The sequence below is a fragment of the Pseudomonas sp. GW823-FHT02C05 genome (genome assembly GCF_058797595.1).
Window position 1 is genome coordinate 233,869 of the sequence record NZ_JBXAJU010000007.1, and the last position, 24,134, is coordinate 258,002.

At 62.6% G+C, this 24,134-nt stretch carries 22 protein-coding genes; 3 read left to right on the plus strand and 19 right to left on the minus strand.

All coding sequences use genetic code 11. From position 1 onward, the window contains the following. Positions 1-34 precede the first annotated feature (34 nt). Complete coding sequence (locus AC1RGE_RS31230) at positions 35-1,183, plus strand: acyl-CoA dehydrogenase family protein (RefSeq protein WP_011060228.1); 1,149 nt, start codon at positions 35-37, stop codon at positions 1,181-1,183. 7 nt (positions 1,184-1,190) lie between these two features. On the opposite strand, the gene AC1RGE_RS31235 is transcribed toward AC1RGE_RS31230, so the two are convergent. Beyond that, a complete protein-coding gene (locus tag AC1RGE_RS31235; RefSeq protein WP_492585671.1) occupies positions 1,191-1,739 on the minus strand; it encodes an adenine phosphoribosyltransferase in 549 nt (182 codons plus the stop codon). An 81-nt stretch (positions 1,740-1,820) separates the two neighbouring features. Beyond that, on the minus strand, positions 1,821-2,555 hold the full coding sequence (gene fnrA, locus AC1RGE_RS31240) for a Crp/Fnr family transcriptional regulator FnrA (protein WP_011060230.1): 735 nt from the start codon (positions 2,553-2,555) through the stop codon (positions 1,821-1,823). A gap of 153 nt (positions 2,556-2,708) precedes the next feature. On the opposite strand from fnrA, the gene AC1RGE_RS31245 reads away from it, so the two are divergent. Then, positions 2,709-3,188 carry a hypothetical protein gene (locus tag AC1RGE_RS31245; protein WP_041774119.1) on the plus strand — a complete coding sequence of 160 codons (480 nt, stop codon included), beginning with the start codon at positions 2,709-2,711 and terminating at the stop codon, positions 3,186-3,188. On the opposite strand, the gene hemN is transcribed toward AC1RGE_RS31245, so the two are convergent. The 14 genes from hemN to ccoN (AC1RGE_RS31315) form a co-directional block, all read right to left on the minus strand. Then, on the minus strand, positions 3,185-4,567 hold the full coding sequence (gene hemN, locus AC1RGE_RS31250; protein WP_011060232.1) for an oxygen-independent coproporphyrinogen III oxidase: 1,383 nt from the start codon (positions 4,565-4,567) through the stop codon (positions 3,185-3,187). The genes AC1RGE_RS31245 and hemN overlap by 4 nt on opposite strands. A gap of 148 nt (positions 4,568-4,715) precedes the next feature. Beyond that, positions 4,716-5,399, minus strand: a complete 684-nt coding sequence (locus tag AC1RGE_RS31255; protein ID WP_011060233.1) for a sulfite exporter TauE/SafE family protein — start codon at positions 5,397-5,399, stop codon at positions 4,716-4,718. Continuing rightward, a complete protein-coding gene (ccoS, locus tag AC1RGE_RS31260; protein ID WP_041116903.1) occupies positions 5,392-5,622 on the minus strand; it encodes a cbb3-type cytochrome oxidase assembly protein CcoS in 231 nt (76 codons plus the stop codon). Before ccoS ends, AC1RGE_RS31255 begins: the two co-directional genes overlap by 8 nt. 21 nt (positions 5,623-5,643) lie before the next feature. After that, positions 5,644-8,094 carry a heavy metal translocating P-type ATPase gene (locus AC1RGE_RS31265; RefSeq protein ID WP_125062708.1) on the minus strand — a complete coding sequence of 817 codons (2,451 nt, stop codon included), beginning with the start codon at positions 8,092-8,094 and terminating at the stop codon, positions 5,644-5,646. Positions 8,095-8,193: 99 nt separating this feature from the next. Continuing rightward, positions 8,194-8,730 (minus strand): FixH family protein, encoded by a 537-nt coding sequence (locus tag AC1RGE_RS31270; protein ID WP_011060236.1) that lies wholly within the window; start codon positions 8,728-8,730, stop codon positions 8,194-8,196. A gap of 11 nt (positions 8,731-8,741) precedes the next feature. Beyond that, the gene (gene ccoG, locus AC1RGE_RS31275) at positions 8,742-10,157 is read right to left on the minus strand and encodes a cytochrome c oxidase accessory protein CcoG (protein ID WP_019093855.1); all 1,416 of its coding nucleotides are present in this window, start codon (positions 10,155-10,157) and stop codon (positions 8,742-8,744) included. A 393-nt stretch (positions 10,158-10,550) separates the two neighbouring features. Continuing rightward, the gene (gene ccoP, locus AC1RGE_RS31280) at positions 10,551-11,528 is read right to left on the minus strand and encodes a cytochrome-c oxidase, cbb3-type subunit III (protein ID WP_011060238.1); all 978 of its coding nucleotides are present in this window, start codon (positions 11,526-11,528) and stop codon (positions 10,551-10,553) included. Beyond that, the gene (locus AC1RGE_RS31285) at positions 11,525-11,710 is read right to left on the minus strand and encodes a CcoQ/FixQ family Cbb3-type cytochrome c oxidase assembly chaperone (protein ID WP_011060239.1); all 186 of its coding nucleotides are present in this window, start codon (positions 11,708-11,710) and stop codon (positions 11,525-11,527) included. Before AC1RGE_RS31285 ends, ccoP (AC1RGE_RS31280) begins: the two co-directional genes overlap by 4 nt. Before the next feature lie 5 nt (positions 11,711-11,715). Beyond that, positions 11,716-12,324 (minus strand): cytochrome-c oxidase, cbb3-type subunit II, encoded by a 609-nt coding sequence (ccoO, locus tag AC1RGE_RS31290; RefSeq protein WP_011060240.1) that lies wholly within the window; start codon positions 12,322-12,324, stop codon positions 11,716-11,718. Beyond that, the gene (gene ccoN / locus AC1RGE_RS31295) at positions 12,324-13,766 is read right to left on the minus strand and encodes a cytochrome-c oxidase, cbb3-type subunit I (protein WP_011060241.1); all 1,443 of its coding nucleotides are present in this window, start codon (positions 13,764-13,766) and stop codon (positions 12,324-12,326) included. The genes ccoO (AC1RGE_RS31290) and ccoN (AC1RGE_RS31295) overlap by 1 nt, the downstream gene beginning before the upstream one ends. A 498-nt stretch (positions 13,767-14,264) precedes the next feature. Next, positions 14,265-15,206: a cytochrome-c oxidase, cbb3-type subunit III gene (gene ccoP / locus AC1RGE_RS31300; RefSeq protein WP_011060242.1), complete on the minus strand. Its 942-nt coding sequence runs from the start codon at positions 15,204-15,206 to the stop codon at positions 14,265-14,267. After that, positions 15,203-15,433 carry a cbb3-type cytochrome oxidase subunit 3 gene (locus AC1RGE_RS31305; protein ID WP_492585673.1) on the minus strand — a complete coding sequence of 77 codons (231 nt, stop codon included), beginning with the start codon at positions 15,431-15,433 and terminating at the stop codon, positions 15,203-15,205. Before AC1RGE_RS31305 ends, ccoP (AC1RGE_RS31300) begins: the two co-directional genes overlap by 4 nt. Positions 15,434-15,436: 3 nt before the next feature. Beyond that, positions 15,437-16,045, minus strand: a complete 609-nt coding sequence (ccoO, locus tag AC1RGE_RS31310) for a cytochrome-c oxidase, cbb3-type subunit II (RefSeq protein WP_011060244.1) — start codon at positions 16,043-16,045, stop codon at positions 15,437-15,439. Between the two features lie 10 nt (positions 16,046-16,055). Further along, positions 16,056-17,480 carry a cytochrome-c oxidase, cbb3-type subunit I gene (gene ccoN / locus AC1RGE_RS31315; RefSeq protein ID WP_011060245.1) on the minus strand — a complete coding sequence of 475 codons (1,425 nt, stop codon included), beginning with the start codon at positions 17,478-17,480 and terminating at the stop codon, positions 16,056-16,058. Between the two features lie 99 nt (positions 17,481-17,579). Here ccoN (AC1RGE_RS31315) and AC1RGE_RS31320 point away from each other — a divergent pair, with 99 nt between their 5' ends. Continuing rightward, positions 17,580-18,275: an alpha/beta family hydrolase gene (locus AC1RGE_RS31320; RefSeq protein WP_492585675.1), complete on the plus strand. Its 696-nt coding sequence runs from the start codon at positions 17,580-17,582 to the stop codon at positions 18,273-18,275. A gap of 167 nt (positions 18,276-18,442) precedes the next feature. On the opposite strand, the gene AC1RGE_RS31325 is transcribed toward AC1RGE_RS31320, so the two are convergent. The 3 genes from AC1RGE_RS31325 to acnA all read right to left on the minus strand — a co-directional run bounded on the left by AC1RGE_RS31325 (position 18,443) and on the right by acnA (position 23,935). After that, the gene (locus AC1RGE_RS31325; RefSeq protein WP_053150094.1) at positions 18,443-20,008 is read right to left on the minus strand and encodes a methyl-accepting chemotaxis protein; all 1,566 of its coding nucleotides are present in this window, start codon (positions 20,006-20,008) and stop codon (positions 18,443-18,445) included. Positions 20,009-20,225: 217 nt separating this feature from the next. After that, positions 20,226-21,017, minus strand: coding sequence for a CPBP family intramembrane glutamic endopeptidase (locus tag AC1RGE_RS31330; protein ID WP_019094612.1), 792 nt, complete (start codon positions 21,015-21,017; stop codon positions 20,226-20,228). A gap of 176 nt (positions 21,018-21,193) precedes the next feature. Then, a complete protein-coding gene (gene acnA / locus AC1RGE_RS31335) occupies positions 21,194-23,935 on the minus strand; it encodes an aconitate hydratase AcnA (protein ID WP_011060249.1) in 2,742 nt (913 codons plus the stop codon). Positions 23,936-24,134: the final 199 nt, after the last annotated feature.

Here is a 24,134-nt window from a genome sequence, read left to right on the forward strand (position 1 = left end):
GTAAGTTCCTTCGACCCTTCAGAGGAGCTTGCCGATGTCTGCCTGCCAGGAATACTTCGACCCCAGCCACCAGTTGGTCCGCGACAGCGTGCGACGTTTCGTCGAGCGTGAAATCCTTCCCCAGATCGACGAGTGGGAGGAGGCGGGCAGTTTCCCCCGTGAGCTGTACCTCAAGGCCGGGGCCGCCGGGCTTCTGGGCATCGGTTACCCCGAGGCCCTGGGCGGCAGCCATGAGGGTGATCTGTTCGCCAAGATCGCCGCCAGCGAGGAGTTGATGCGCAGTGGCTCCGGCGGCCTGGTGGCGGGCCTCGGCTCCCTGGATATCGGCCTGCCGCCCATCGTCAAATGGGCTCGCCCCGAATTGCGTGAGCGGGTCGCACCGCTGGTGTTGTCGGGGGAGAAGATCAGCGCCCTGGCGGTCACCGAGCCCGGCGGCGGCTCGGACGTGGCCAACCTGCAGACCCGCGCCGTGCGCGATGGCGATCATTACCGGCTCAGTGGCAGCAAGACCTTCATCACCAGTGGCGTGCGCGCCGACTTCTACACCGTTGCGGTGCGCACCGGCGAACCTGGCTACGGCGGCATCAGCCTGTTGCTGGTCGAAAAGGGCACGCCGGGCTTCACTGTGGGTCGGCAGTTGAAAAAGATGGGCTGGTGGGCCTCGGATACCGCCGAGCTGTTCTTCGACGATTGCCGGGTGCCGGTGGGCAACCTGATCGGTGCCGAGAACATGGGCTTTGCCTGCATCATGGGCAACTTCCAGAGCGAACGCCTGGCCCTGGCCCTGATGGCCAACATGACCTCACAGATGGCCCTGGAGGAAAGCCTGAAGTGGGCGCGCGAGCGGGAGGCGTTCGGCAAGCCCATCGCCAAGTTCCAGGTGCTCAAGCACCGTCTGGCGGAGATGGCCACGGCCCTGGAGGTTTCCCGGGAGTTCACCTATCGCCAGGCGGCGAAGATGGCCGCCGGCAAGAGTGTGATCAAGGAAATTTCCATGGCCAAGAACTTCGCCACCGATACCGCCGACCGTATTACCCACGATGCGGTGCAGATCCTCGGTGGCATGGGCTACATGCGCGAAAGCCTGGTGGAGCGCCTGTATCGCGACAACCGCATTCTGTCGATCGGCGGCGGCACTCGCGAGGTGATGAACGAAATCATCAGCAAGCAGATGGGGCTGTAGGTGCAGGCTAGCGTTCGGTCAGGGAAAACTGGGTCAGGCAGAAGGTCGGGATCCCCATGTCCTGCAGCTTCTGCGAGCCGCCCAGTTCCGGCAGGTCGATGATCGCCGCGGCTTCATAGACCTTCGCCCCCATGCGCCGTACCAGATTGGCGGCTGCGATCAGGGTACCACCGGTGGCGATCAGGTCATCGATCAACAGCACCGAGTCGCCTTCACACAAGCTGTCGGCGTGGACTTCAATGAAGGCTTCGCCGTACTCGGTCCGGTAGCCCTCGGCCAGGATGTCGGCCGGCAGCTTGCCCTGTTTGCGGAACAGGATCAGCGGCTTGTTCAACTGGTAGGAGATGATCGAGCCGATCAGAAAACCCCGTGCGTCCATGGCGCCGATGTGGCTGAAGTCTTCTTCGACATAACGCTGGGCGAAGCTGTCCGCCACCAGGCGCAGGGCCCGGGGAGACTGGAACAGGGGGGTGATGTCGCGGAAGATCACGCCCTGTTTCGGGAAGTCGATGACGGGGCGGATCAGGGATTTGATGTCGAAGGAATCGAAGGCCATCTTCAGGTGTCCTGGCGGGCAAATAGGCCGCGCCAGTATACCCGCGACCGAGCCGCCTGGCTCAGCCGCACAGGCTGTGGATCAGCCCTCCACCGAGCCGCCGGCGAGGGCGCAGAGCTGGATCGGATCGAGGATGTGCACTTCCTTGCCTTCGGCGGCAATCAGTTCGTTCTGCTGGAAACGGGTGAACACCCGGGACACGGTTTCCACGGCCAGGCCCAGGTAGTTGCCGATTTCGTTGCGCGACATGCTCAGGCGGAACTGGTTGGCCGAGAAGCCCCGGGCGCGGAAGCGCGCGGACAGGTTGACCAGGAACGTGGCGATACGCTCGTCAGCGGTCTTTTTCGACAGCAGCAGCATCATTTGCTGGTCATCGCGGATTTCCCGGCTCATGACCCGCATCAGCTGGCGACGCAGCTGTGGCAGTTGCAGTGCCAGCTCATCGAGGCGCTCGAAGGGGATTTCACACACCGAGGTGGTTTCCAGCGCCTGGGCCGAGACGGGATGGCTTTCGGTGTCCATGCCTGACAGGCCTACCAGCTCGCTGGGGAGATGGAAGCCGGTGATCTGTTCTTCGCCGCTGTCGCTCAGGCTGAAGGTTTTCAGGGCGCCCGAACGCACGGCGTACACCGAGTCGAAGCCGTCACCCTGACGGAACAGGAATTCGCCTTTTTTCAATGGGCGGCCACGTTTGACGATTTCGTCCAGCGCGTCCATGTCTTCCAAATTCAGCGAAAGTGGCAGGCAGAGGGGTGCCAGGCTGCAATCCTTGCAATGGGCCTGGTTGTGAGCGCGCAGTTTAACTGGCTCGGACATTCTAGAATCCTTGTGGGAAAACACACATAAGCCGTAAGGGTAACTCACGGGAGGAGGTTCCGGCCAGTCCGTGCCGTATTGACTGTTAGTCGTAAAGCTATCCTTTTATGGGTCGATAACCTGTTAACGAAAGTAACTTGGAAGGCTGAAATTATGTCGTCCGTTGGCGCTATTACTAATGGCAGCAATAACTTGCAGTCACTTCAAGAGCCCTCGACAAGTCAGGTTGACGAGCAACTAAGAGTTTCTCCATTAGTTGCAGAGCCAGTGATCGGGGAGGGCGTCAAAGTGTCGCTGTCTGGCGCCGGCCTGAACAAATCCGCCGCCGCCAAAGGGCGTGACAGTGATATCGAGGAAAGCGGCCTGCCGGAAAACATTCAGCAGATCCTCAAGATGATCAGAAAATTGCAACAACAGATTGCCGAGACCCTCGTCCAGCTCCAGGCGGTCATGGCCGACAAGCACCTGAGCCCAGAAGAAACCAAGGTCCGGATCGGCAGCCTGCAATCTGCCCTGGCAATACTCAACGGCGGTTTGCTGACCGCCAATGCCTCCCTGGCCAAGGCAATGAAAGAAGCGGGCTTGAGCCCTGAGCAGGTGATGAAGGCTGCATCCTTGATCATGAAATCCTAGATCACCCGGGAAAACCGCTGGCGGTTCTGCTGGCCCAGGTATGCATCGAACACCATGCACACCGAGCGCACCAGTAGGCGACCGGCTGGCAGCACGATGATTGCTTCGCTGCCAAGTTCAATCAGGCCGTCGTCGGCCATCTCTTCCAGTTCCGGCCAGAGTTCATTGAAGTAGCCGCGAAAGTCGATATTGAAAGCCTGTTCGATCTCTTCGAACTTAAGACTAAAGTTGCAGATCAGTTGCTGAATAACTTCCCGGCGCAGACGGTCATCGGCGTTGCATACCAAGCCGCGACTGGTGGCCAGTTGTGCGCCAGCCAAGGCATTTTGATAGTGCGTCAGGTCGCTGCTGTTCTGGCAGTAGAGATCGCCGATCTGGCTGATGGCTGAAACACCGAGCCCAATAAGGTCGCAATGACCATGAGTGGTGTAGCCCTGGAAGTTGCGTTGCAGGGTGGACTCTTCCTGGGCAATGGCCAGTTCATCATCGGGCAGGGCGAAATGATCCATGCCGATGTAGCGATAGCCGGCAGCCGTCAGCTGTTCGATGGTGCGTTGCAGCATCTGCAGCTTTTCCGCCGGGGCAGGCAGTTCGCTGCCGTTGATCCGCCGCTGGGGCATGAAACGCTCCGGCAGGTGGGCGTAGTTGAACACCGAGAGCCGGTCCGGTTGCAGGCTGATGACTTCTTCCACGGTGCGGGCGAAGTTTTCCGGGGTCTGCTTGGGCAGGCCGTAGATCAGGTCGATGTTGATGGAACGGAACTGCAGGGTGCGGGCCGCTTCGATCACCGCCCGGGTTTCGTCCAGGCTTTGCAGGCGATTGACCGCGCGTTGCACTGCCGGGTCCAGGTCCTGCAGGCCGATGCTGACCCGATTGAAACCCAGCTCCCGCAACAGGCCCATGGTCGACCAGTCGGCTTCCCGGGGATCGATCTCGATGCCGTAGTCGCCGGAGTCGTCGTCCAGCAGGTTGAAGTGCTTGCGCAGCAGGGCCATCAGTTGGCGCAGTTCATCGTGGTTGAGAAAGGTCGGGGTGCCGCCGCCGAAATGCAGTTGTTCCACCCGCTGGTTGGGGGCCAGGTGGCAGGCGATCAGTTGCATCTCCTGTTCCAGGCGCTGCAGGTAGGGCAGGGCGCGGCTGCGATCCTTGGTGATGACCTTGTTGCAGGCGCAGTAGTAGCAGATGTTGGCGCAGAACGGGATGTGCACGTACAGCGACAGCGGGCGCTGCGCCTTGCGGCTGTCGCGCAGGGCGTGCAGCAGGTCGAAGGCGCCGACCTGGCTGTTGAACTGCACTGCGGTCGGGTATGAGGTGTAGCGCGGTCCCGCCAGGTCGTAGCGGCGGATCAGATCTGTGTCCCAACGAATGGCGTCGAGCATGCGGGAATTCCCCCGGATAGGCTGGCAGTGTTCGCGAGTCTAGGAGGTTCAGGCCAGGGCCATCTTGACTTGTATCAAGGGTGTTCGGGAGCCGCCGGAGCAGTGCCGACGAGGCGTGCAGGCCCGGTTGCCGGCCGCCTCCCCGGGGTCAGTGGCCCATCAGCCAGTGCTGGTGAGGGCCGGGCAGGGTCCAGATGCCGAAGAGAATGACCAGCACGCCGCCAGCCATGCGTACGCTGCGCCGACGCAGCAAGGCGGTGATCCGTTCGGCTGCCAGCCCGGTGGCCAGCAGCACGGGCCAGGTGCCCAGGCCGAAGGCCAGCATCAACAGCGCGCTGTCCAGGGCGCTGCCCTGGCTCGCCGACCACAGCAGGGTGCTGTACACCAGGCCGCACGGCAGCCAGCCCCACAGCGCCCCCAGGAGCAATGCACGGGGCAGGCTGGAAACCGGCAACAGGCGGCTGGCTAGCGGCTGGATATGCCGCCACAAGCCCTTGCCAAGGCCTTCGATGCGGGTCAGGCCACTCCACCAGCCGGCCAGGTACAGGCCCATGGCAATCAACAGCAACCCGGCCAGCACTCGCATGAACAGCGCCAGCGGACTGTTGGCCACAGCCCAGCCCGCCAGGCCCAGCAGCAGGCCGGCCAGGGCGTAGCTGAGGATGCGGCCCAGGTTGTAGGCCAGCAGCAGGCGCAGGCGTCGGCTGCGCTGTTCCGGGGGGATGGCCAGCGTCAGGGCGCCCATCAGGCCGCCGCACATGCCCAGGCAGTGGCCGCCACCCAGCAGGCCGAGGATCAGCGCAGAGACCAGCAGAGGGGCCAGTTCAAGCATGGGGCGGTTCCGATTTTCTACCGGGGTCGGCTTCGCTGCTCGGTTGGCCCTTGGCCTCATCCACCGCGGCGGTGTGGCTTGGGTCCTGGTCGTCGAACAGGATGCTGTGGGCCGGGCCGTCGAGATCGTCGTACTGGCCGCTGTCCACCGCCCAGAAGAAGATGTAGATGGCGATGGCCACGATCAGCAGGGCGGCCGGGATCATCACGTAAAGAGCTGGCATCTGGACTCCAGGCCCGGCGGCTCAGGCCGGCAACGGGCGGGTTTCGGGGGCGTCGGCGCTGTCGGCCGGCCGCGGCATGCGGGTCAGGCGCAGGGCGTTGAGCACCACGGTCAGGGAACTGATGGACATGCCGACCGCCGCCCACACCGGAGTGATCCAGCCGAGGGCGGCGAACGGCAGCATCAGGCCATTGTACAGCCCGGCCCAGAGCAGGTTCTCGATGATCACTCGGCGCGTGCGGCGGGCCAGGCTGAAGGCCTGCACCAGGGCGTCCAGGCGATTGGACAGAAGTACCGCATCGGCGCTGGTCTTGGCCAGGTCAGTGGCCGAGCCCATGGCGACGCTGATATCGGCGGCGGCCAGCACCGGCACATCGTTGACCCCATCGCCGAGCATCAGCACTTTGCGGCCCTGCTGGTGCAGCTGTTGCAGCACTTGCAGCTTGTCATCGGGGCGCAGGCCGCCCCGGGCTTCGTCGATCTGCAGTTCGGCAGCGACACTGGCGACCATCGGCGAACTGTCCCCGGACAGCAGCAGGGTGCGCCAGCCACGGGCCTTGCAGGCCGCCAGCAGGGCCGGAGCATCACTGCGCAGGCGGTCGTCCAGCACCAGCCAGGCGAGAGCCCCCTGGCTGTCACCGAGCAATAGCCATTGGCCGGCCTCATCGGGCATGGGCGGAACGGTACAGCCACTGAGCTGGCAAACGTAGGCTGGTTGCCCGATGCGCAGACGCTGATCGCCCACCAGGCCTTCCAGGCCCAGGCCGGGGCTGCTGGTAACTTCCTCGGCGGCCACTGGGGCACGGCCGAAAGCCCGGGCGATCGGGTGCTCGGAACGGTTTTCCAGGGCTGCGGCCAGGCTCAGGCAGTCATCGCTGGACAGGGCCCCCAATGGCCGGATGGAACGCAGCGCCAGCCGCCCTTCGGTGAGGGTGCCGGTCTTGTCGAAAATCACTGTGTCGATCTGGTTCAGGCCTTCCAGTACATGGCCGCGGGTCAGCAGCAGGCCGAGCTTGTGCAAGGTGCCGGTGGCGGCGGTGAGCGCTGTGGGCGTGGCCAGGGACAGCGCACAAGGGCAGGTCGCCACCAACATGGCCAGGACGATCCAGAACGCCCGTGAGGCGTCTAATTGCCACCACAGCAGCCCGATGGCGGCCGCGGCGATCAGCGAGAACAGCAGGAACCACTGGGCTGCACGATCGGCAACCTCCGCCAGCCGCGGTTTCTCTGCCTGGGCCCGGTCCAGCAGGCGCACGATGGCCGATAGCCGGGTGTCCTGGCCCAGGGCCTGGACCTGCACTGTCAACGCACCTTCGACGTTCAAGGTACCTGCGGTCACCCTATCGCCCAGGCCACGGGGCTGCGGCAGGTATTCACCGGTGAGCAGGGATTCGTCGATGCTCGATTGGCCGTCGAGGATCTTGCCGTCTGCCGGCAGTACTGCGCCGGGATGCACCAGCACCCGGTCGCCCAGGCGCAATTCGCTGAGCAGGATGCGTTCACTCTGGCCGTCTTCATCCAGGCGCAGGCAGGAAGCTGGCAGCAGATTGACCAGTTGCGCGGTAGCCGCCGCGGTGCGCTCCCGGGCCCGGCGTTCCAGGTAGCGGCCGGCGAGCAGGAACAGGGCGAACATGCCGACGGCATCGAAATACAACTCGCCAATGCCGCTGATGGAGGTCCAGATGCCGGCCAGGTAGGCCCCTCCGATGGCCAGGGACACCGAGACGTCCATGGTCAGGTGGCGGGTGCGCAAATCGCGCATGGCGCCCTTGAAGAACGGTGCGCAGCTGTAGAAGACGATGGGCGTGGTGAGAAACAGCGCGACCCAGCGCAGGATCGTATGCAGCTCGGGGCTCAGGTCGATGTTGAATTCCGGCCAGGTGGCCATGGTCGCCATCATGGCCTGGAACCACAGCAGGCCGGCGACGCCCAGCTGGCGCAAGGCCAGGCGGTTTTCGCTGGCCAGTTGCTCGGAGGCGCGATCCGGCTGATACGGGTGGGCGGCGTAGCCGATGTGGCGCAGCTCGCTGAGCACCTGGCTCAAGGGCAGTTGGCTGTCGGCCCAGCGCACGTGCAGGCGGTGGTTGGACAGGTTGAGCCGGGCTTCAGCCACCGCTGGCAGGCTGCGCAGGTGTTTTTCGATCAGCCAGCCGCAGGCGGCACAACTGATGCCCTCCATGAGCAGCGTGGTTTCCGCCAGCTCGCCTTCGTGCCGGACAAAGGGCTGCTGCACGTCGGCGCGGTCGTACAGCGCCAGTTCGTCCACCAGTTGCACGGGCAGAGCTTCAGGGTTGGCCGAGGCCTCGCTGCGATGGCTGTAGTAGTGCTCCAGACCGCCAGCGACTATGGCTTCGGCCACTGCCTGGCAGCCCGGGCAGCAGAACTCCCGGGGTTGGCCAAGCACGACGGCGGTGAACCGGCTACCGGCAGGAACCGGCAGGGCACAGTGGTAGCAAGGCAGTGGCGTGGTCATCGGCGGTCTTTGTTATGTGGGAAAAACTCATCGCCGGCGCACCGGTCCCGCTGCAAGGGCAGGGGAGGCGACGGGCCGGCGATGTACGGCAGGTACTGCTCAGTTCAGGTCTTCGGCACCTTGCAGGGGCTCGTCGCCCAGCAGCAGGTCCTTGTCATGGCTGACCTGTTCTTCTTCGAACATGCGCCAGGTCTTGTCGCCCTCGACCCCCAGCAGTTCGACGAAGCGCCGCCCTTCGACCTGGTCGGTCAACTGGCCGATGTAGCGCCCGTGTTCGGTTTCGCTGCGGGCCAGGGTGATCTTGCGGTCCTTTTCCGGCTGGGTCGGCGAGATCAGGTTCAGCTCCAGGGTCTTGGGCTGGCTGTCACCGCTCAGGCGCAGTTCGACTTCGCCGGTCAGCTCATCGAGGTGCACGTTGGCGCGCATCTTCAGGGTCTGGGCCAGCAGCTCGCGGTCCAGGGAGCGGTTGATGCCCTTGCCGGCCTCGTAGTAGTTGTCGTTGACCAGGTTGTCCGGGTTGTTCACGGCAATGGTCACCATGGACAGGGTCAGGGTCACGGAACAGGCGAGGATGCCGATGATGATCCAGGGCCAGAGGTGCTTGTACCAGGGGCTTGCGGCGGTGGCTGCGGGCATGATCACTTCTCTTAACGAATTTGTGGGCCGATGAACCGGCTCTTGGCTTCAACATGGACGCTGTCATCGTCGGCATCCTTGAGGATGAATTTCACCTCGTTGGTGGTCGATGGCAGCTGTTCGGGAGCAATCGACAGCTCCACCGGCATGCTGACGATATCGCCGGCCACCACGTGGATTTCGCGCTTGCCTTGCAGCTTCAGGTCCGGCAGGCCGGAGGCGTCCAGCACATAGGTGTGATCGCGCTGGTCCTTGTTCATGATCTTCAGGCTGTAGACGTTTTCGATCCGGCCTTCGGCGTTTTCGCGGTACAGCACCCGGTCCTTGCTGACATCGAAGCCCACCAGCGAACGCATGAAAAATGCCGCAACCAGCAGGCTGATCATGGCCAGCAGCACCAGGGCATAGCCGATCAGGCGCGGGCGCAGTTTATGGGTTTTCTGCCCCGAGAGGTTGTGTTCGGTGGTGTAGCTGATGAGCCCGCGGGGGTACTCCATCTTGTCCATGATGCTGTCGCAGGCGTCGATGCAGGCTGCGCAGCCGATGCATTCGATCTGCAGGCCGTCACGGATGTCGATGCCGGTGGGGCAGACCTGGACACACATGGTGCAGTCGATGCAGTCGCCCAGGCCCTGGGCCTTGTAGTCGGCGCCTTTCTTGCGCGGGCCACGGGCTTCGCCACGGCGTGGGTCGTAGGAAACGATCAGGGTGTCCTTGTCGAACATCACGCTCTGGAAGCGTGCATAGGGGCACATGTAGATGCACACCTGTTCCCGCAGCCAGCCGGCGTTGCCGTAGGTGGCCAGGGTGAAGAAGCCGACCCAGAAGTAGGACCAGCCATCGGCCTGGCCGGTGAAGAAGTCGATGACCAGTTCGCGGATCGGCGAGAAGTAGCCGACGAAGGTCATGCCGGTGACGAAGCCGATCAGCAGCCAGAGGCTGTGCTTGCTGAATTTGCGCAGGAACTTGTTGGCGCTCATGGGCGCCTTGTCCAGCTTGATGCGCTGGTTGCGATCGCCTTCGGTGACCTTTTCGCACCACATGAAGATCCAGGTCCAGACACTCTGCGGGCAGGTGTAGCCGCACCAGATGCGGCCGGCATAGACGGTGATGAAGAACAGGCCGAAAGCGGCGATGATCAGCAGGCCCGAGAGCAGGATGAAGTCCTGGGGCCAGAACGTGGCGCCAAAGATGAAGAATTTGCGCTCCGGCAGGTTCCACCAGACAGCCTGGTGGCCGCCCCAGTTGAGCCACACGGTACCGAAGTACAGAAGGAACAATCCGGCGCCGCCAAGCATGCGCAGATTGCGGAACAGGCCGGTGAAGGCGCGGGTGTAGATTTTTTCCCTGGAGGCGTAGAGATCGACGCTGTTGGTCGCGTTTTTGGCAGGCGGGGTAACGTCTTGTACGGGAATCTGGTTGCTCATCATTGCATCCCACGGCAGTGGAAAAATGCCTCGGTCGATGCGTGCCGACCGCGGTCAAAAGGGGTGTTGCAGTGGCGCAATGATACGCCTGTAGCTCTAGCGCAAGGGTGCGACCTTTGGTCGCGTTGGGAGAAATCAACTGATGGTGTAATGACTTGAATCAATTGACTTGTGGATTATGGACCCTTTTGCACGTCGCGCCGTTCAATTCTTCCAGGGAGTGAGCAGGCGTACGCCGCAGGTCTCGAAGTCCGCCATATTGTTGAATCCTGGCTACCGGGTTGCCGGAAAGGGTGATCCGCCGTCGAGCGTCAGCCGATGCCAGGCGCAAACAAAACGGCCCCGCCAATGTTGATTGGCGGGGCCGTCGGGTGTTGCTTTCAGGCGTCGGTCTTACTCGGCGTCGGCCTGCTTGTCACCGTGGGACAGGCTGTAGACATAAGCCGCCAGCAGGTGAACCTTGTCGTTGCCTTGCAGTTGTTCCTGCGCTGGCATCACGCCTTGACGGCCGTAACGAATGGTCTGCTGCAGTTGGGCGAAGCTCGAACCGTAGATGAAGGCTGCCGGGTGAGTCAGGTTAGGCGCGCCCATGGCTGGGGTGCCTTTGCCTTCCGGGCCGTGGCATACCGCACAGTTGGCGGCGAACAGCTTCTGGCCGTTGACCGGGTCGGCCTTCAGGCCTTCCGGCAACTTGCGGCCGTCGAGGTTGGTCAGGACATAGGCGGCAACGTCACTGACGCCTTGTTCCTTGATCACGTCCAGCCAGGCCGGCATCACTGCGTGGCGACCGCCCATGATGGTGGTCTTGATGGTTTCCGGCTCGCCGCCCCAGCGCCAGTCGGCGTCGGTCAGGTTGGGAAAGCCATAGGCGCCCTTGGCGTCGGAACCATGGCAGACCGAGCAGTTGGATGCGAACAGACGGCCACCCATTTTCAGGGCTTGCGGGTCCTTGGCCACTTCCTCGATAGGCATGGCCGCGTACTTGGCGAAGATCGGACCGAACTTGGCGTCCGACTTGGCCATTTCCTTTTCCCACTCGTGGACGCCGGTCCAGCCGGACTGGCCGTTGGCGAACGGGGTCTGCTTCTCGTTATCGAGGTAGTTGTAGCCCGGCAGAACGCCTTTCCAGTTGCCCAGGCCCGGGTACAGCACCAGGTAGCCCAGGGCGAAGACGATGGTGCCGACGAACAGCATGAACCACCATTTCGGCAGGGGGTTGTCGTACTCCTCGATCCCGTCGAAGGAGTGGCCGACCGTCTCGTCGGTCTGCTCGGCGCGCTGGCCCTTGCGGGTCGACAGCAGCAGCCAGGTCAGGGCGAAGATGGTACCCAGACTGAGGACTGTGACGTACAGACTCCAGAACGTAGTCATTCTTTGTTACTCCTAGAAGCTTGCTCGACGTGCTTGATGGCGTCGGGATCATCCGCGAACGGCAGCAAGGTTGCGTCTTCAAACTCGGACTTGCGCTTGGGGCTGAACACCCAGAGCGCCAAACCGATGAAGGCCACCATCACAACAAGGGTGCCCAGGCCACGAATCATCCCGATATCCATCTAGATCACCGTTTGCTTTTGATGATGGTGCCCAGGCCTTGCAGATAGGCCACCAGCGCGTCCATTTCGGTTTTGCCCTTCACGGCATCCTTGGCACCGGCGATGTCTTCGTCGGTGTAAGGGACGCCGAGCGTGCGCAAGACTTCCATTTTCTTCGCGGTGTCTTTGCCGTCGAGCTTGTTTTCTACGAGGAACGGATAAGCCGGCATCTTCGACTCGGGCACCACGTTGCGCGGGTTGTACAAGTGCGCACGCTGCCAGTCATCGGAGTAACGACCGCCCACTCGGGCCAGGTCCGGGCCGGTACGCTTGGAACCCCACAGGAACGGGTGGTCCCAGACGCTCTCACCAGCCACCGAGTAGTGACCATAGCGTTCGGTTTCAGCGCGGAACGGACGGATCATCTGCGAGTGGCAGCCGACACAGCCGTTGGCGATGTAGACGTCGCGGCCTTCCAGTTCCAGCGCGGTACGCGGCTTCATGCCTTCCACCGGCTTGTTGGTGACGTCCTGGAAGAACAGCGGGACGATCTGGGTCAGGCCGCCGATGCTGACGGCGATGACCATGAAGAAGGCCAGCAGGCCAATATTCTTCTCGACTACTTCGTGCTTCATCAGTGAGCTCCAACTACAGCGATCTGAGCAGCGGCTTCAGCTTCAGCCGGGTTCGAGGCGCGAACGGTACGGAACACGTTATACGCCATGATCAGCATGCCGGTGGCGAAGAACGCACCGCCCAGAGCACGGACGATAAAGCCCGGGTGGCTGGCTTGCAGCGCTTCGACGAAGGAGTAGGTGAGGGTGCCGTCATCGTTGATTGCACGCCACATCAGGCCCTGGGTGATGCCGTTGACCCACATCGAGGCGATGTAGAGCACGGTACCGATGGTAGCCAGCCAGAAGTGGGTGTTGATCAGGCCGATGCTGTGCATCTGCTGACGACCGAAGACTTTCGGAATCAGGTGGTACAGGGCGCCGATGGAGATCATCGCTACCCAGCCCAGAGCGCCGGCGTGTACGTGGCCGATGGTCCAGTCGGTGTAGTGCGAGAGCGAGTTGACGGTCTTGATCGCCATCATCGGACCTTCGAAGGTCGACATGCCGTAGAACGCCAGGGATACCACCAAAAAGCGCAGGATCGGGTCGGTGCGCAGCTTATGCCAGGCGCCCGAGAGGGTCATCATGCCGTTGATCATGCCGCCCCAGCTTGGCGCCAGCAGGATGATCGACATGGCCATGCCCAGGGACTGGGCCCAGTCCGGCAGCGCGGTGTAGTGCAGGTGGTGCGGACCGGCCCAGATGTACAGGGTGATCAGCGCCCAGAAGTGCACGATGGACAGGCGATAGGAATAGATCGGACGCTCGGCCTGCTTGGGTACGAAGTAGTACATCATCCCCAGGAAGCCGGTGGTCAGGAAGAAGCCCACGGCGTTGTGGCCGTACCACCACTGGATCATCGCATCAGTCGCACCGGCGTAGGCCGAGTAGGACTTGAAGAAGCTGACCGGCAGGGAAGCGTGGTTGACGATGTGCAGCATCGCGGTCACCACGATGAAGGCACCGTAGAACCAGTTGCCCACATAGATGTGCTTGGTCTTGCGCTTGGTGATGGTGCCGAAGAATACCAGGCCGTAGGTGACCCAGACGATCGCCAGCAGGATAGCCAGGGGCCATTCCAGTTCGGCGTATTCCTTGGTGGTGGTGTAACCCAGTGGCAGGGTCACGATCGCGCCGACGATCACCGCTTGCCAACCCCAGAAGGTGAAGGCCGCGAGGCTGTCGGAAATCAGTCGCGTCTGGCAGGTTCGCTGCACGACATAGTAAGAGGTGGCAAACAATGCACATCCACCGAAGGCGAAGATCACCAGGTTGGTGTGCAGCGGGCGCAGGCGTCCAAACGTCGTCCACGGCAGACCGAAGTTCAACTCCGGCCATACCAGTTGTGAGGCGATGAAGACACCGAGCCCCATGCCAAGGATCCCCCAGACCACCGTCATGATGGCGAACTGGCGGACTACCTTATAGTTATAAGCAGTCGGACTGATTGCTGTGCTCATTCTAAGGTTCCACGGTTTGGGTGTTTTATTAGGGATAAAAATCGGTCGCAAGTATGGAGAAAGCAGGGGGTCATTGCAACGCGCTATGACCTGGGTCAATGCGTTCCATGCCTGATTCTGCGGCCTTTCCCTATGCCGAGTAGGGACAAAAAATTGCCCTCGGACAAGCTGTCGCCATGGACAGGAAACGGGGGGTGTCAGGTCGGTTGTAACCGGGTGTGTGGAAGCTGATGGATCAGCTGACAGGCGGTAAGAGAGTCGACAGCCGGTATAAACCAGCCTTTGCGGCCTGTCATCGAGCAGAAGCTTCGAACGTCACGGATACCGTTGGCCTGTGACCAGCCCGTGCCAGTCCCCATCGGGGCAAGCTTAGACCTGAATCAGATGAGTGCAAACGCGCTTCGGGAGAGGGTGCGACACTTGGTCGCAAAGGAGCGGGAAGTTGAACCACGAGCGGCAAGCTGCAAGTCGGGAACCCGCAGCTTGCCGTGACTCGTCTTACTGGGTGTTTTCAGCCTGTGGCTTGTTGCCGTGGGAGAGGCTGTAAACGTAGGCGGCCAGTAGTTGTACCTTGTCATTGCCGAGCAGTTCGCTCTGCGCTGGCATGTGGCCCTGGCGACCATGGCGGATGGTCTGTTGCAGTTGGGCCAGGCTGGTGCCGTAGATGAAGCCGGCGGGCTGGGTCAGGTCGGGCGCGCCCATGATCTGGGTGCCTTTGCCGTCAGCGCCGTGGCAGGCTACGCAGGTGGTGCTGAACGCTTGCTGTCCGGCTACCAGGTCGGCATCGCTGTCGGCTGGCAGGGGCAGGCCGGCCAGGTCGTGGCGAACGTAAGCTGCCACGTTCTTCACGCCTGCTTCCTTGAGCACTTCGCCCCAGGCTGGCATGGCCGCCATGCGGCCGCCCATGATGGTGGCCTTGATGGTGTCGGCGCTGCCGCCCCACCGCCAGTTGTCGTCCGCCAGGTTCGGGAAGCCGAAGGCTCCCTTGGCGTCGGAACCGTGACAGACCGAGCAGTTGGAGGCGAACAGGCGTCCGCCCATTTTCAGCGCTTGCGGGTCCTTGGCCACTTCTTCCACCGGCATGGCCGCGAATTTGGCGAAGATCGGACCAAACTTCACGTCCGCCTTGGCCATCTCCTTTTCCCATTCCTTGGTCTGGGTCCAGCCGTCTTCATAGCCCGGCAGAATGCCTTTCCAGTTACCCAGACCCGGGTAGAGGATCAGGTAGCCAACGGAAAACACCAGGGTCCCGGCGAACAGCAGGAACCACCATTGCGGCAAGGGGTTGTCGTACTCCTCGATGCCATCGAAGGCGTGGCCCATGGTCTGGTCGACACTGCCCTTGGTCTCGCCCTTGCGGGTGCCGACCAGCAGCCAGGTCAGGCCGATCAGGCTGCCAATGGTCAGTACGCAGATCCACGTACTCCAGAAGGTGGTCATGGCCGAATGCTCCTTGTTGCAGGCTCTTGAGGTTGAGCGTCATCAGTTGTGTTAGCGGCCGGTGCCGTGCCCGGCATCGGGTCGTCGGCGAAGGGCAGCAGGCGGGCCTGGGCAAACTCGGGATTGCGCTTTGAGTTGAACACCCAGATCGACAGGCCGATGAAGGCGATCATCACTACCAGGGTCCCGAGGCCGCGGATCATGCCGCTATCGAGTTCAAAACCCATGGCTCACCTCTTGCTCTTGATCGAAGTGCCAAGCACTTGCAGGTAGGAGACCAGGGCGTCCATTTCGGTCTTGCCCTTGAGCGTGGCGGTGGCGCCGGCGATGTCTTCGTCGGTGTACGGCACGCCCAGGGTGCGCATGACCTTGAGCTTGGTTTCGGTGTGGCTGCTGTCCACCGGTGCGGTCACCAGCCATGGGTAGGCCGGCATCTTCGACTCGGGCACCACGTTGCGCGGGTTGTACAAGTGCGCACGGTGCCAGTCATCGGAGTAGCGACCGCCCACCCGGGCCAGGTCCGGACCGGTACGCTTGGAACCCCACAGGAACGGGTGGTCCCAGACGCTTTCACCGGCCACCGAGTAGTGACCATAACGCTCGGTCTCGGCGCGGAACGGACGGATCATCTGCGAGTGGCACTGTACGCAGCCTTCGCGGATGTAGATGTCGCGGCCTTCCAGCTGCAGGGCGGTGTAGGGCTTCATGCCTTCCACCGGCTTGTTGGTGACGTCCTGGAAGAACAGCGGGACGATCTGGGTCAGACCGCCGATGCTCACCGCGAAGACCATCAGCAGCATCAGCAGGCCGACGTTTTTCTCAATCGTTTCGTGTTTCATGGCGGACTCCTCAGGCCATCTGCGCAGCGGCGTTGACTTCGGCTGGCACTGCGGCACGCACGGTGCGCCAGGTGTTGTAAGCCATCAGGAACATGCCGCTGAGGAAGATCGCACCGCCCACCAGTCGCACGATGAAGCCTGGGTGGCTGGCCACCAGGGTTTCGACGAAGGAGTAGGTGAGAGTGCCGTCCTCGTTGACCGCACGCCACATCAGGCCCTGGGCGATACCGTTGACCCACATCGAAGCGATGTAGAGCACGGTGCCGATGGTAGCCAGCCAGAAGTGGGTGTTGATCAGGCCGGTGCTGTACATCTGCTCGCGGCCGAAGACTTTCGGGATCAGGTGGTACAGCGCGCCGATGGAGATCATCGCTACCCAGCCCAGGGCGCCGGCGTGTACGTGGCCGATGGTCCAGTCGGTGTAGTGGGAGAGGGCGTTGACGGTCTTGATCGCCATCATCGGACCTTCGAAGGTCGACATGCCGTAGAACGCCAGGGATACCACCAGGAACCGCAGGATCGGGTCGCTGCGCAGCTTATGCCAGGCGCCCGAGAGGGTCATCATGCCGTTGATCATGCCGCCCCAGCTTGGCGCCAGCAGAACCAGCGACATCACCATGCCTAGGGATTGAGCCCAGTCCGGCAGCGCGGTGTAGTGCAGGTGGTGCGGACCGGCCCAGATGTACAGGGTGATCAGTGCCCAGAAGTGCACGATCGACAGGCGATAGGAGTACACCGGGCGCTCGGCCTGCTTGGGTACGAAGTAGTACATCATCCCCAGGAAGCCCGCGGTCAGGAAGAAGCCCACGGCGTTGTGGCCGTACCACCATTGCACCATCGCATCGGTCGCACCGGCATACACCGAGTAGGACTTGGTGAAGCTGACCGGCAGTTCCAGGTTGTTGACGATGTGCAGGATGGCCACGGTGATGATGAACGCGCCGAAGAACCAGTTACCCACATAGATGTGCTTGGTCTTGCGCTGCATCAGGGTGCCGAAGAACACGATGGCGTAGGCCACCCAGACAATGGTGATCAGGATATCGATCGGCCATTCCAGTTCGGCGTATTCCTTGGAGCTGGTGTAGCCCAGTGGCAGGCTGATGGCCGCCAGGAGGATCACCAGTTGCCAGCCCCAGAAGCAGAACGCGGCGATTTTCGGCGCGAACAGCGTGGTCTGGCAGGTGCGTTGCACCGAGTAGAACGAGCTGGCAAACAGCGCACAGCCGCCGAAGGCGAAGATCACCGCGTTGGTGTGCAATGGCCGCAGACGGCCGAAGCTGGTCCACGGTAAGTCGAAGTTGAGTTCGGGCCAGACCAACTGGGCAGCGAGAAAAACCCCGAGCCCCATGCCGACGATGCCCCACACCACCGTCATAATGGCGAATTGGCGGACCACCTTGTAGTTGTAGGCGGTACTGATAGAAGTGTTCATGGTTCCCCATCCACGGTTCAGTTGAAGTGAAAGCGACTGCGCACGGCAAGGCGCGCTCACTTCGTCTGGAGTTATAGGCAGACTAAAAGCGAGGCAAGCATGAGCAATGAGCACAAGGCCAGTATTGACGGGGGTCAATGGGCGCAGTGTGTGCGGGAGCGGGGCTGGTTGTGGGATGTCGCGCAGGGCGTCGAGGTGCAGTCGGCGCCGACCCTGATCCTCGCCCATGGCGCCGGCGCGCCCATGGACAGTGGGTTCATGAACGATATTGCTGTACGCCTTGCGGGGCATGGGGTGAACGTCTTGCGCTTCGAGTTTCCCTACATGGCCCAGCGGCGCCTGGACGGCGGCAAACGCCCGCCCAACCCGGCGCCCAGGTTGCTGGAATGCTGGCGCGAGGTGCATGCCCTGGTGCGACCTTATGTCACTGGGGTGTTGGCGTTGGGCGGCAAGTCCATGGGCGGGCGCATGGCCAGTTTGCTGGCCGATGAACTGCAGGCCGATGCATTGGTGTGCCTGGGCTATCCGTTCTATGCCGCCGGCAAACCGGAAAAACCGCGGGTGGCGCATCTGGCCGATCTATCAGTGCCGAGCCTGATCGTGCAGGGCGAGCGTGACGCCCTGGGCAATCGCCAGGCGGTCGAGGCCTATACATTGGCACCCGGTATCGAGTTGTACTGGCTGGCGGCCGCTGATCACGATCTCAAGCCCCTGAAGGCCTCGGGTTTCAGCCATGAGCAGCATCTGGAATCTGCGGCGCTCAAGGTTGCTGCCTTCCTGAAAGCGTTGAGCTGATCCTGCAGGAGCGAGCTTGCTCGCGAAGCGTTCACCCGGCCTTCGAATTTGGAGCGCGGTGAAGATTTATCGCGAGCAAGCTCGCTCCTACGGTTGTCGGTTGGATTTGCGGGCATAAAAAAACCGGAAGCCTTGGCTTCCGGTTTTTTGTTGCCGGCCCTAGGGGCTTAGCGGTTGAAGCGCTCCACCAGCGAGTACTGGGTGTGTGCGGTGCGGGTCAGCGCTTCGCTGAGCTCGGCCGAATGCTGGGCCTGCTCCGAAGTCTGGTCCGCCAGTTGCGCGATGGTGCTGATGTTGCGGCTGATCTCTTCGGCCACCGAGCTTTGCTCTTCGGTGGCGGCAGCGATCTGGGTGGTCATGTCGGTGATGTTGGCCACCGCTTCGCTGATGCCCACCAGTGCCTGGTCGGCTTCCAGCACCCGGGCCACGCCTTCTTCGGCCTGACGATGACCGGCGTCCATGGTCTGCACGGCGGTGGCGGCTGTCTGCTGCAGCTTGGCGATCAGGGTATGGATCTGCCCGGTGGACTCACTGGTGCGCTGTGCCAACTGACGCACCTCGTCGGCCACCACGGCAAAGCCGCGGCCCATTTCACCGGCACGGGCGGCTTCGATGGCCGCGTTCAGGGCCAGCAGGTTGGTCTGGTCGGCAATGCCCTTGATCACGTCGACAACGCCGCCGATTTCGTCACTGTCCTTGGCCAGTTGGGTTACTGTCAGCCCGGTTTCGCCCACTACCACCGACAGGCGCTGGATGGCTTCGCGGGTTTCGCCGGCGATATCGCGGCCACGGCCGGTCAGGCGATTGGCTTCCTGGGTTGCGTCGGCGGTGCGTTGCACGTGGCTGGCCACTTCCTGGGTGGTGGCGGCCATCTGGTTGACCGCGGTGGCCACCTGTTCGGTCTCGACCCGTTGGCGCTCCAGGCCGCTGGAGCTGTTGTGGGCCAGGGTGTCGGACTGGCGGGCCTGCTCGTTGAGGTGCTCGGCCGTGTCCTGCAGGCGGGTCAGGCAGGTCTTCAGGCGCGCTTCCTGGCTCAGGATCGACATCTCCAGGCGGGCTTGGGCGCCGCGGCTGTCGGTGTACATCTGAGCGATCAGCGGGTCGGAGGTGGTCTGCTCGGCCAGGCGCAACAGGCGCTTGAGGCCGCGCTGCTGCCAGCTCAGGCCCAGCAGGCCCAGGGGCACCGAGAGCGCGGCGGCCAGGGCGAAGCCCCAGTGGGAGTTGAGCCAGGCACCGATCATGAAGCTCAGCTGGCTGACCAGGATGAACGGCAGCCAGTCCTGCAGCACAGGCAGCCACTTGTCACGCTTGGGAATGGCCGACTTGCCAGTGTTGATGCGCTGGTAGAGGGCTTCGGCGCGGCGCACCTGTTCGGCGGTGGGCTTGACCCGGACCGACTCGTAACCTACCACCTGGCTGCCTTCGAAAACCGGTGTCACATAGGCGTTGACCCAGTAGTGATCGCCGGTCTTGCAGCGGTTCTTGACGATGCCCATCCATGGCAAGCCTTGTTTCAAGGTGCCCCACATGTGCGCGAACACCGCCGCCGGCACATCAGGGTGACGTACCAGGTTGTGCGGTGCGCGAACCAGTTCTTCACGGGAGAACCCACTGATCTCGACAAAGGCGTCGTTGCAGTAGGTGATCACGCCTTTGGCGTCGGTGGTGGAAATCAACCGTTGTTGAGCCGGGAAGGTACGTTCGCGCTGAGTGACAGGCTGGTTATTACGCATGGTTTTTCAATCCGCAAGGCTTTGATAGGTTGTCGGCCGCTTCAACCGATTATTGAAATTATTTTTCAATAATCGGCTCTGGGTCTCATTGGCAGAATGTGTCGCTTGCAAAAAGCGCCGGCAGGTTTCAGCCGGCGTTGGCGAGGGGCTAATCATTGACCTTCTTCCTTGGCAGTCAATAGTCCTGAAGTACTGGTTTGGTAAAACAGCTGGCGGGTTATCCGGCCAGCATCGGGTAGGTGAACAGGCCGAAATGCAACAGGTTGAGACCGAAGTGAGTGGCTATCGCCGCCCCCAGGCCGCCAAAACGATAGGCCAGACCGTAGCCGACGCCGGCGATGCCTGCCAGTAGGGTCCATTGCCACCCCGCGCCCAGGTGCACCAGGCCGAACAGCAGCGCCGCGCACAGCAGCGCCAGGTTCTCGCCGTAGGGCAGGGCCTTGAAGCGCCGGCTCAGGCCACCCTGGATATAGCCGCGGAACAGCGCCTCTTCCACCAGGGTCACCAGCAGCAGGTTGTTCAGCACCCAGAGCCAGGCCTGCTCCGGCCATTTCGGCGCCCAATTGATCATGCCCAGCAGCAGTGCGCCGCCCAGTGCGGCTACCGCACACAGAGCCAGGGCCACGGCGGTGGCATACAGCGACAGGCGCAGTGAGCGCCGCCCGACTATCCACGGGCATACCAGCAGCAGCCAGAAGCCGATCAGCGGCTTGTCCTGATTCAGGTACAGGGAGAAGGGCACGGCATCGTCGGTGAAGCGTTGCGGGTCGATGGCCCGGCCATTGTAGAACCCGGGCAGCCAGTGCATGGCCAGGGCCAGGGCGAGCACCACGAACAGGCCGTGGCCCAGGTACTGGCCGACGCGGCTGCGTTGCTGGCGCACGGCAAAGCCGGCAGCCAACAGCAGCAAGATCGACAGGGCGGCCAGCAGGCCCAGTTGCCCGTAGCTCAGGGCCAGTGCGTAGCCAATGGAAAGAAGTGCCAGGTACATCCATGGCAGAGCGGTCATGGGGAATCCTTGTTGCGTAAGAATGGGTATTGCAGAGACGTAGTACTGCGCCGGATCTGTAGTCGCCATTGCGACCGGTGAGTCAGATTTGGCGGGCGCGCAGTATAACCACCTCGTCCTGGCACGGCAGCCCAATGCAAAACACCGCCCGAAGGCGGTGTTTTTTTCAGGCAGCGTCAGGAGGCAATCAGTTGCCGCAGAACGTAGTGCAGGATCCCGCCGGACTTGAAGTATTCCACTTCATTCAAGGTATCGATGCGGCACAGCACCTCGATCTTCTCCTGGCTGCCATCCTCACGGGTGATCACCAGGGTCAGGTTCATCCGCGGCGTCAGTTCCGTACCGCTGAGGCCGAGAATGTCCAGGGTTTCCTTGCCGGTCAGCTTCAGGCTCTTGCGGTTCTGGTCCAGCTTGAACTGCAAGGGCAGGACGCCCATGCCCACCAGGTTGGAGCGGTGGATACGTTCGAAGCTTTCGGCGATCACCGCCTTGACCCCCAGCAGGTTGGTGCCTTTGGCCGCCCAGTCGCGGCTCGAACCGGTGCCGTATTCCTGGCCGGCGATCACCACCAGCGGCGTGCCGTCGGCCTGGTAGCGCATGGCTGCGTCATAGATCGCCAACTTCTCGCCGGTGGGAATGTACAAGGTGTTGCCACCTTCCTCGCCGCCGAGCATTTCGTTGCGAATGCGGATGTTGGCGAAGGTACCGCGCATCATCACTTCGTGGTTGCCGCGCCGTGAGCCGTAGGAGTTGAAGTCCCGCGGTTCCACGCCCTTGTCCCGCAGGTAGCGGCCAGCCGGGCTGTCGGCCTTGATGTTGCCGGCCGGGGAGATGTGGTCGGTGGTCACCGAGTCCCCCAGCAGGGCCAGTACCCGGGCGCCGCTGACATCGGTGATCTGCGGCAGCGGGCCGGCGATGTCATCGAAGAACGGCGGGTGCTGGATATAGGTGGAGTCGTCCTGCCACACATAGGTGGCGGCCTGCGGCACTTCGATGGCTTGCCACTGTGCATCCCCGGCGAACACTTCGGCGTACTCCTTGTGGAACATCCGAGTGTTGACCTGGGCCACGGCGTCGGCGATCTCCTTGCTGCTGGGCCAGATGTCCCGCAGGTACACCGGCTGGCCGTCCTTGCCCTGGCCCAGAGGCTCGCTGCTGATGTCGATGCGCACCGTGCCCGCCAGGGCATAGGCCACGACCAGGGGGGGCGAGGCCAGCCAGTTGGTTTTCACCAGTGGATGCACCCGGCCCTCGAAGTTGCGGTTGCCCGACAGCACCGAGGCCACGCTGAGGTCGGCCTGCTGGATGGCTTTCTCGATCGGCTCCTGCAGCGGGCCGGAGTTGCCGATGCAGGTGGTGCAGCCGTATCCCACCAGATCGAAGCCCAGTTGGTCCAGGTAGGGCGTCAGGCCGGCAGCCTTGTAGTAGTCGGTCACCACCTTGGAACCTGGGGCCAGCGAGCTCTTGACCCAGGGTTTGCGTTGCAGGCCTTTTTCCACGGCCTTCTTCGCCACCAGGCCGGCGGCCATCATGACGCTGGGGTTGGAGGTGTTGGTGCAGGAGGTGATGGCCGCGATCACCACGGCACCGTTTTTCAGGCGATAGGTCTGGCCGTCGTACTGGTAGTCGGCTTCGCCCACCAGGTCCGCGTTGCCCACCGCCACACCACCGCCACCTTCGCTTTCCAGGCGGCCTTCTTCCTTGCTGGTGGGTTTGAACTGCAGGTCGAGGAAGTCAGTGAAAGCCTGGGCAACGTTGGGCAGTGCAACCCGGTCCTGCGGCCGTTTGGGGCCAGCGAGGCTGGCCTCCACGGTGCCCATGTCCAGCGCCAGGCTGTCGGTGAATACCGGCTCCTTGCCCGGCAGGCGCCACAAGCCCTGGGCCTTGCTGTAGGCCTCCACCAGTTTCACCAACTCGTCGGGGCGCCCGGACAGGCGCAGGTAGTCCAGGGTGATGTCATCCACCGGGAAGAAGCCGCAGGTGGCGCCGTACTCCGGCGCCATGTTGGCGATGGTGGCACGGTCCGCCAGGGGCAGGTCGGCCAGGCCGTCACCGTAGAACTCGACGAATTTGCCGACCACACCTTTCTTGCGCAGCATCTGGGTCACCGTCAGCACCAGGTCGGTGGCGGTGATACCTTCCTTGAGCTTGCCGGTGAGCTTGAAGCCGATGACTTCGGGAATCAGCATCGACACCGGCTGGCCGAGCATCGCCGCCTCGGCTTCGATCCCGCCCACGCCCCAGCCCAGTACGCCAAGGCCATTGATCATGGTGGTGTGGGAGTCGGTGCCCACCAGGGTATCGGGGAAGGCGTAGGTGCGGCCGTCCTCGTCCTTGGTCCAGACCGTGCGCCCCAGGTATTCCAGGTTGACCTGGTGGCAGATGCCGGTGCCCGGCGGTACCACGCTGAAGTTGTCGAAGGCGCTCTGGCCCCAGCGCAGGAAGGCATAGCGCTCGCCGTTGCGTTGCATCTCGATATCGACGTTCTGCTCGAAGGCGCTGCTGCTGGCGAACTTGTCCACCATCACCGAGTGGTCGATCACCAGGTCCACCGGTGACAGCGGGTTGATCCGCTGCGGATCGCCACCGGCCTTGGCCATGGCGGCGCGCATCGCGGCCAGGTCGACCACCGCCGGCACCCCGGTGAAGTCCTGCATCAGCACCCGTGCGGGGCGGTACTGGATCTCGCGGTCGGAGCGGCGCTCCTTGAGCCAGGCCGCGATGGCCTTGAGGTCGGCGCCGGTGACGGTCTTGTCGTCCTCCCAGCGCAACAGGTTTTCCAGCAGGACTTTCAGCGACATGGGCAGGGTGTCGATATCACCCAGGCTCCTGGCGGCGTCCGGCAGGCTGAAATAGTGATAAGTCTTGTCGTCGACTTTTAGGGTCTTAAGGGTTTTCAGGCTATCGAGGGATGGCATTGAATGACTCCTTGTGGCCCGCACGGCTACGGGCCTGTGATACGGACAGAGAGTTAACCTAGCTCTGTTTGGGGCTTATAGCTAATCACTGGACTGCTGGGCTCAGTCCAAGGTTCCGAACTCGGTTATCATGCGCCGGTTTTCGTGACAGGCTTTGCTACAGGGCAGGTTTGCGCATCGATTCATCGCCATTTGCCCA

What these genes read in the sequence shown, in the direction of transcription:
- AC1RGE_RS31230 (WP_011060228.1), top strand. Translation starts at nt 35, where the DNA reads ATGTCTGCCTGCCAGGAATACTTCGACCCCAGCCACCAGTTGGTCCGC.
- AC1RGE_RS31235 (WP_492585671.1), bottom strand. Translation starts at nt 1,739, where the DNA reads ATGGCCTTCGATTCCTTCGACATCAAATCCCTGATCCGCCCCGTCATC.
- fnrA (WP_011060230.1), bottom strand. Translation starts at nt 2,555, where the DNA reads ATGTCCGAGCCAGTTAAACTGCGCGCTCACAACCAGGCCCATTGCAAG.
- AC1RGE_RS31245 (WP_041774119.1), top strand. Translation starts at nt 2,709, where the DNA reads ATGTCGTCCGTTGGCGCTATTACTAATGGCAGCAATAACTTGCAGTCA.
- hemN (WP_011060232.1), bottom strand. Translation starts at nt 4,567, where the DNA reads ATGCTCGACGCCATTCGTTGGGACACAGATCTGATCCGCCGCTACGAC.
- AC1RGE_RS31255 (WP_011060233.1), bottom strand. Translation starts at nt 5,399, where the DNA reads ATGCTTGAACTGGCCCCTCTGCTGGTCTCTGCGCTGATCCTCGGCCTG.
- ccoS (WP_041116903.1), bottom strand. Translation starts at nt 5,622, where the DNA reads ATGCCAGCTCTTTACGTGATGATCCCGGCCGCCCTGCTGATCGTGGCC.
- AC1RGE_RS31265 (WP_125062708.1), bottom strand. Translation starts at nt 8,094, where the DNA reads ATGACCACGCCACTGCCTTGCTACCACTGTGCCCTGCCGGTTCCTGCC.
- AC1RGE_RS31270 (WP_011060236.1), bottom strand. Translation starts at nt 8,730, where the DNA reads ATGCCCGCAGCCACCGCCGCAAGCCCCTGGTACAAGCACCTCTGGCCC.
- ccoG (WP_019093855.1), bottom strand. Translation starts at nt 10,157, where the DNA reads ATGAGCAACCAGATTCCCGTACAAGACGTTACCCCGCCTGCCAAAAAC.
- ccoP (WP_011060238.1), bottom strand. Translation starts at nt 11,528, where the DNA reads ATGACTACGTTCTGGAGTCTGTACGTCACAGTCCTCAGTCTGGGTACC.
- AC1RGE_RS31285 (WP_011060239.1), bottom strand. Translation starts at nt 11,710, where the DNA reads ATGGATATCGGGATGATTCGTGGCCTGGGCACCCTTGTTGTGATGGTG.
- ccoO (WP_011060240.1), bottom strand. Translation starts at nt 12,324, where the DNA reads ATGAAGCACGAAGTAGTCGAGAAGAATATTGGCCTGCTGGCCTTCTTC.
- ccoN (WP_011060241.1), bottom strand. Translation starts at nt 13,766, where the DNA reads ATGAGCACAGCAATCAGTCCGACTGCTTATAACTATAAGGTAGTCCGC.
- ccoP (WP_011060242.1), bottom strand. Translation starts at nt 15,206, where the DNA reads ATGACCACCTTCTGGAGTACGTGGATCTGCGTACTGACCATTGGCAGC.
- AC1RGE_RS31305 (WP_492585673.1), bottom strand. Translation starts at nt 15,433, where the DNA reads ATGGGTTTTGAACTCGATAGCGGCATGATCCGCGGCCTCGGGACCCTG.
- ccoO (WP_011060244.1), bottom strand. Translation starts at nt 16,045, where the DNA reads ATGAAACACGAAACGATTGAGAAAAACGTCGGCCTGCTGATGCTGCTG.
- ccoN (WP_011060245.1), bottom strand. Translation starts at nt 17,480, where the DNA reads ATGAACACTTCTATCAGTACCGCCTACAACTACAAGGTGGTCCGCCAA.
- AC1RGE_RS31320 (WP_492585675.1), top strand. Translation starts at nt 17,580, where the DNA reads ATGAGCAATGAGCACAAGGCCAGTATTGACGGGGGTCAATGGGCGCAG.
- AC1RGE_RS31325 (WP_053150094.1), bottom strand. Translation starts at nt 20,008, where the DNA reads ATGCGTAATAACCAGCCTGTCACTCAGCGCGAACGTACCTTCCCGGCT.
- AC1RGE_RS31330 (WP_019094612.1), bottom strand. Translation starts at nt 21,017, where the DNA reads ATGACCGCTCTGCCATGGATGTACCTGGCACTTCTTTCCATTGGCTAC.
- acnA (WP_011060249.1), bottom strand. Translation starts at nt 23,935, where the DNA reads ATGCCATCCCTCGATAGCCTGAAAACCCTTAAGACCCTAAAAGTCGAC.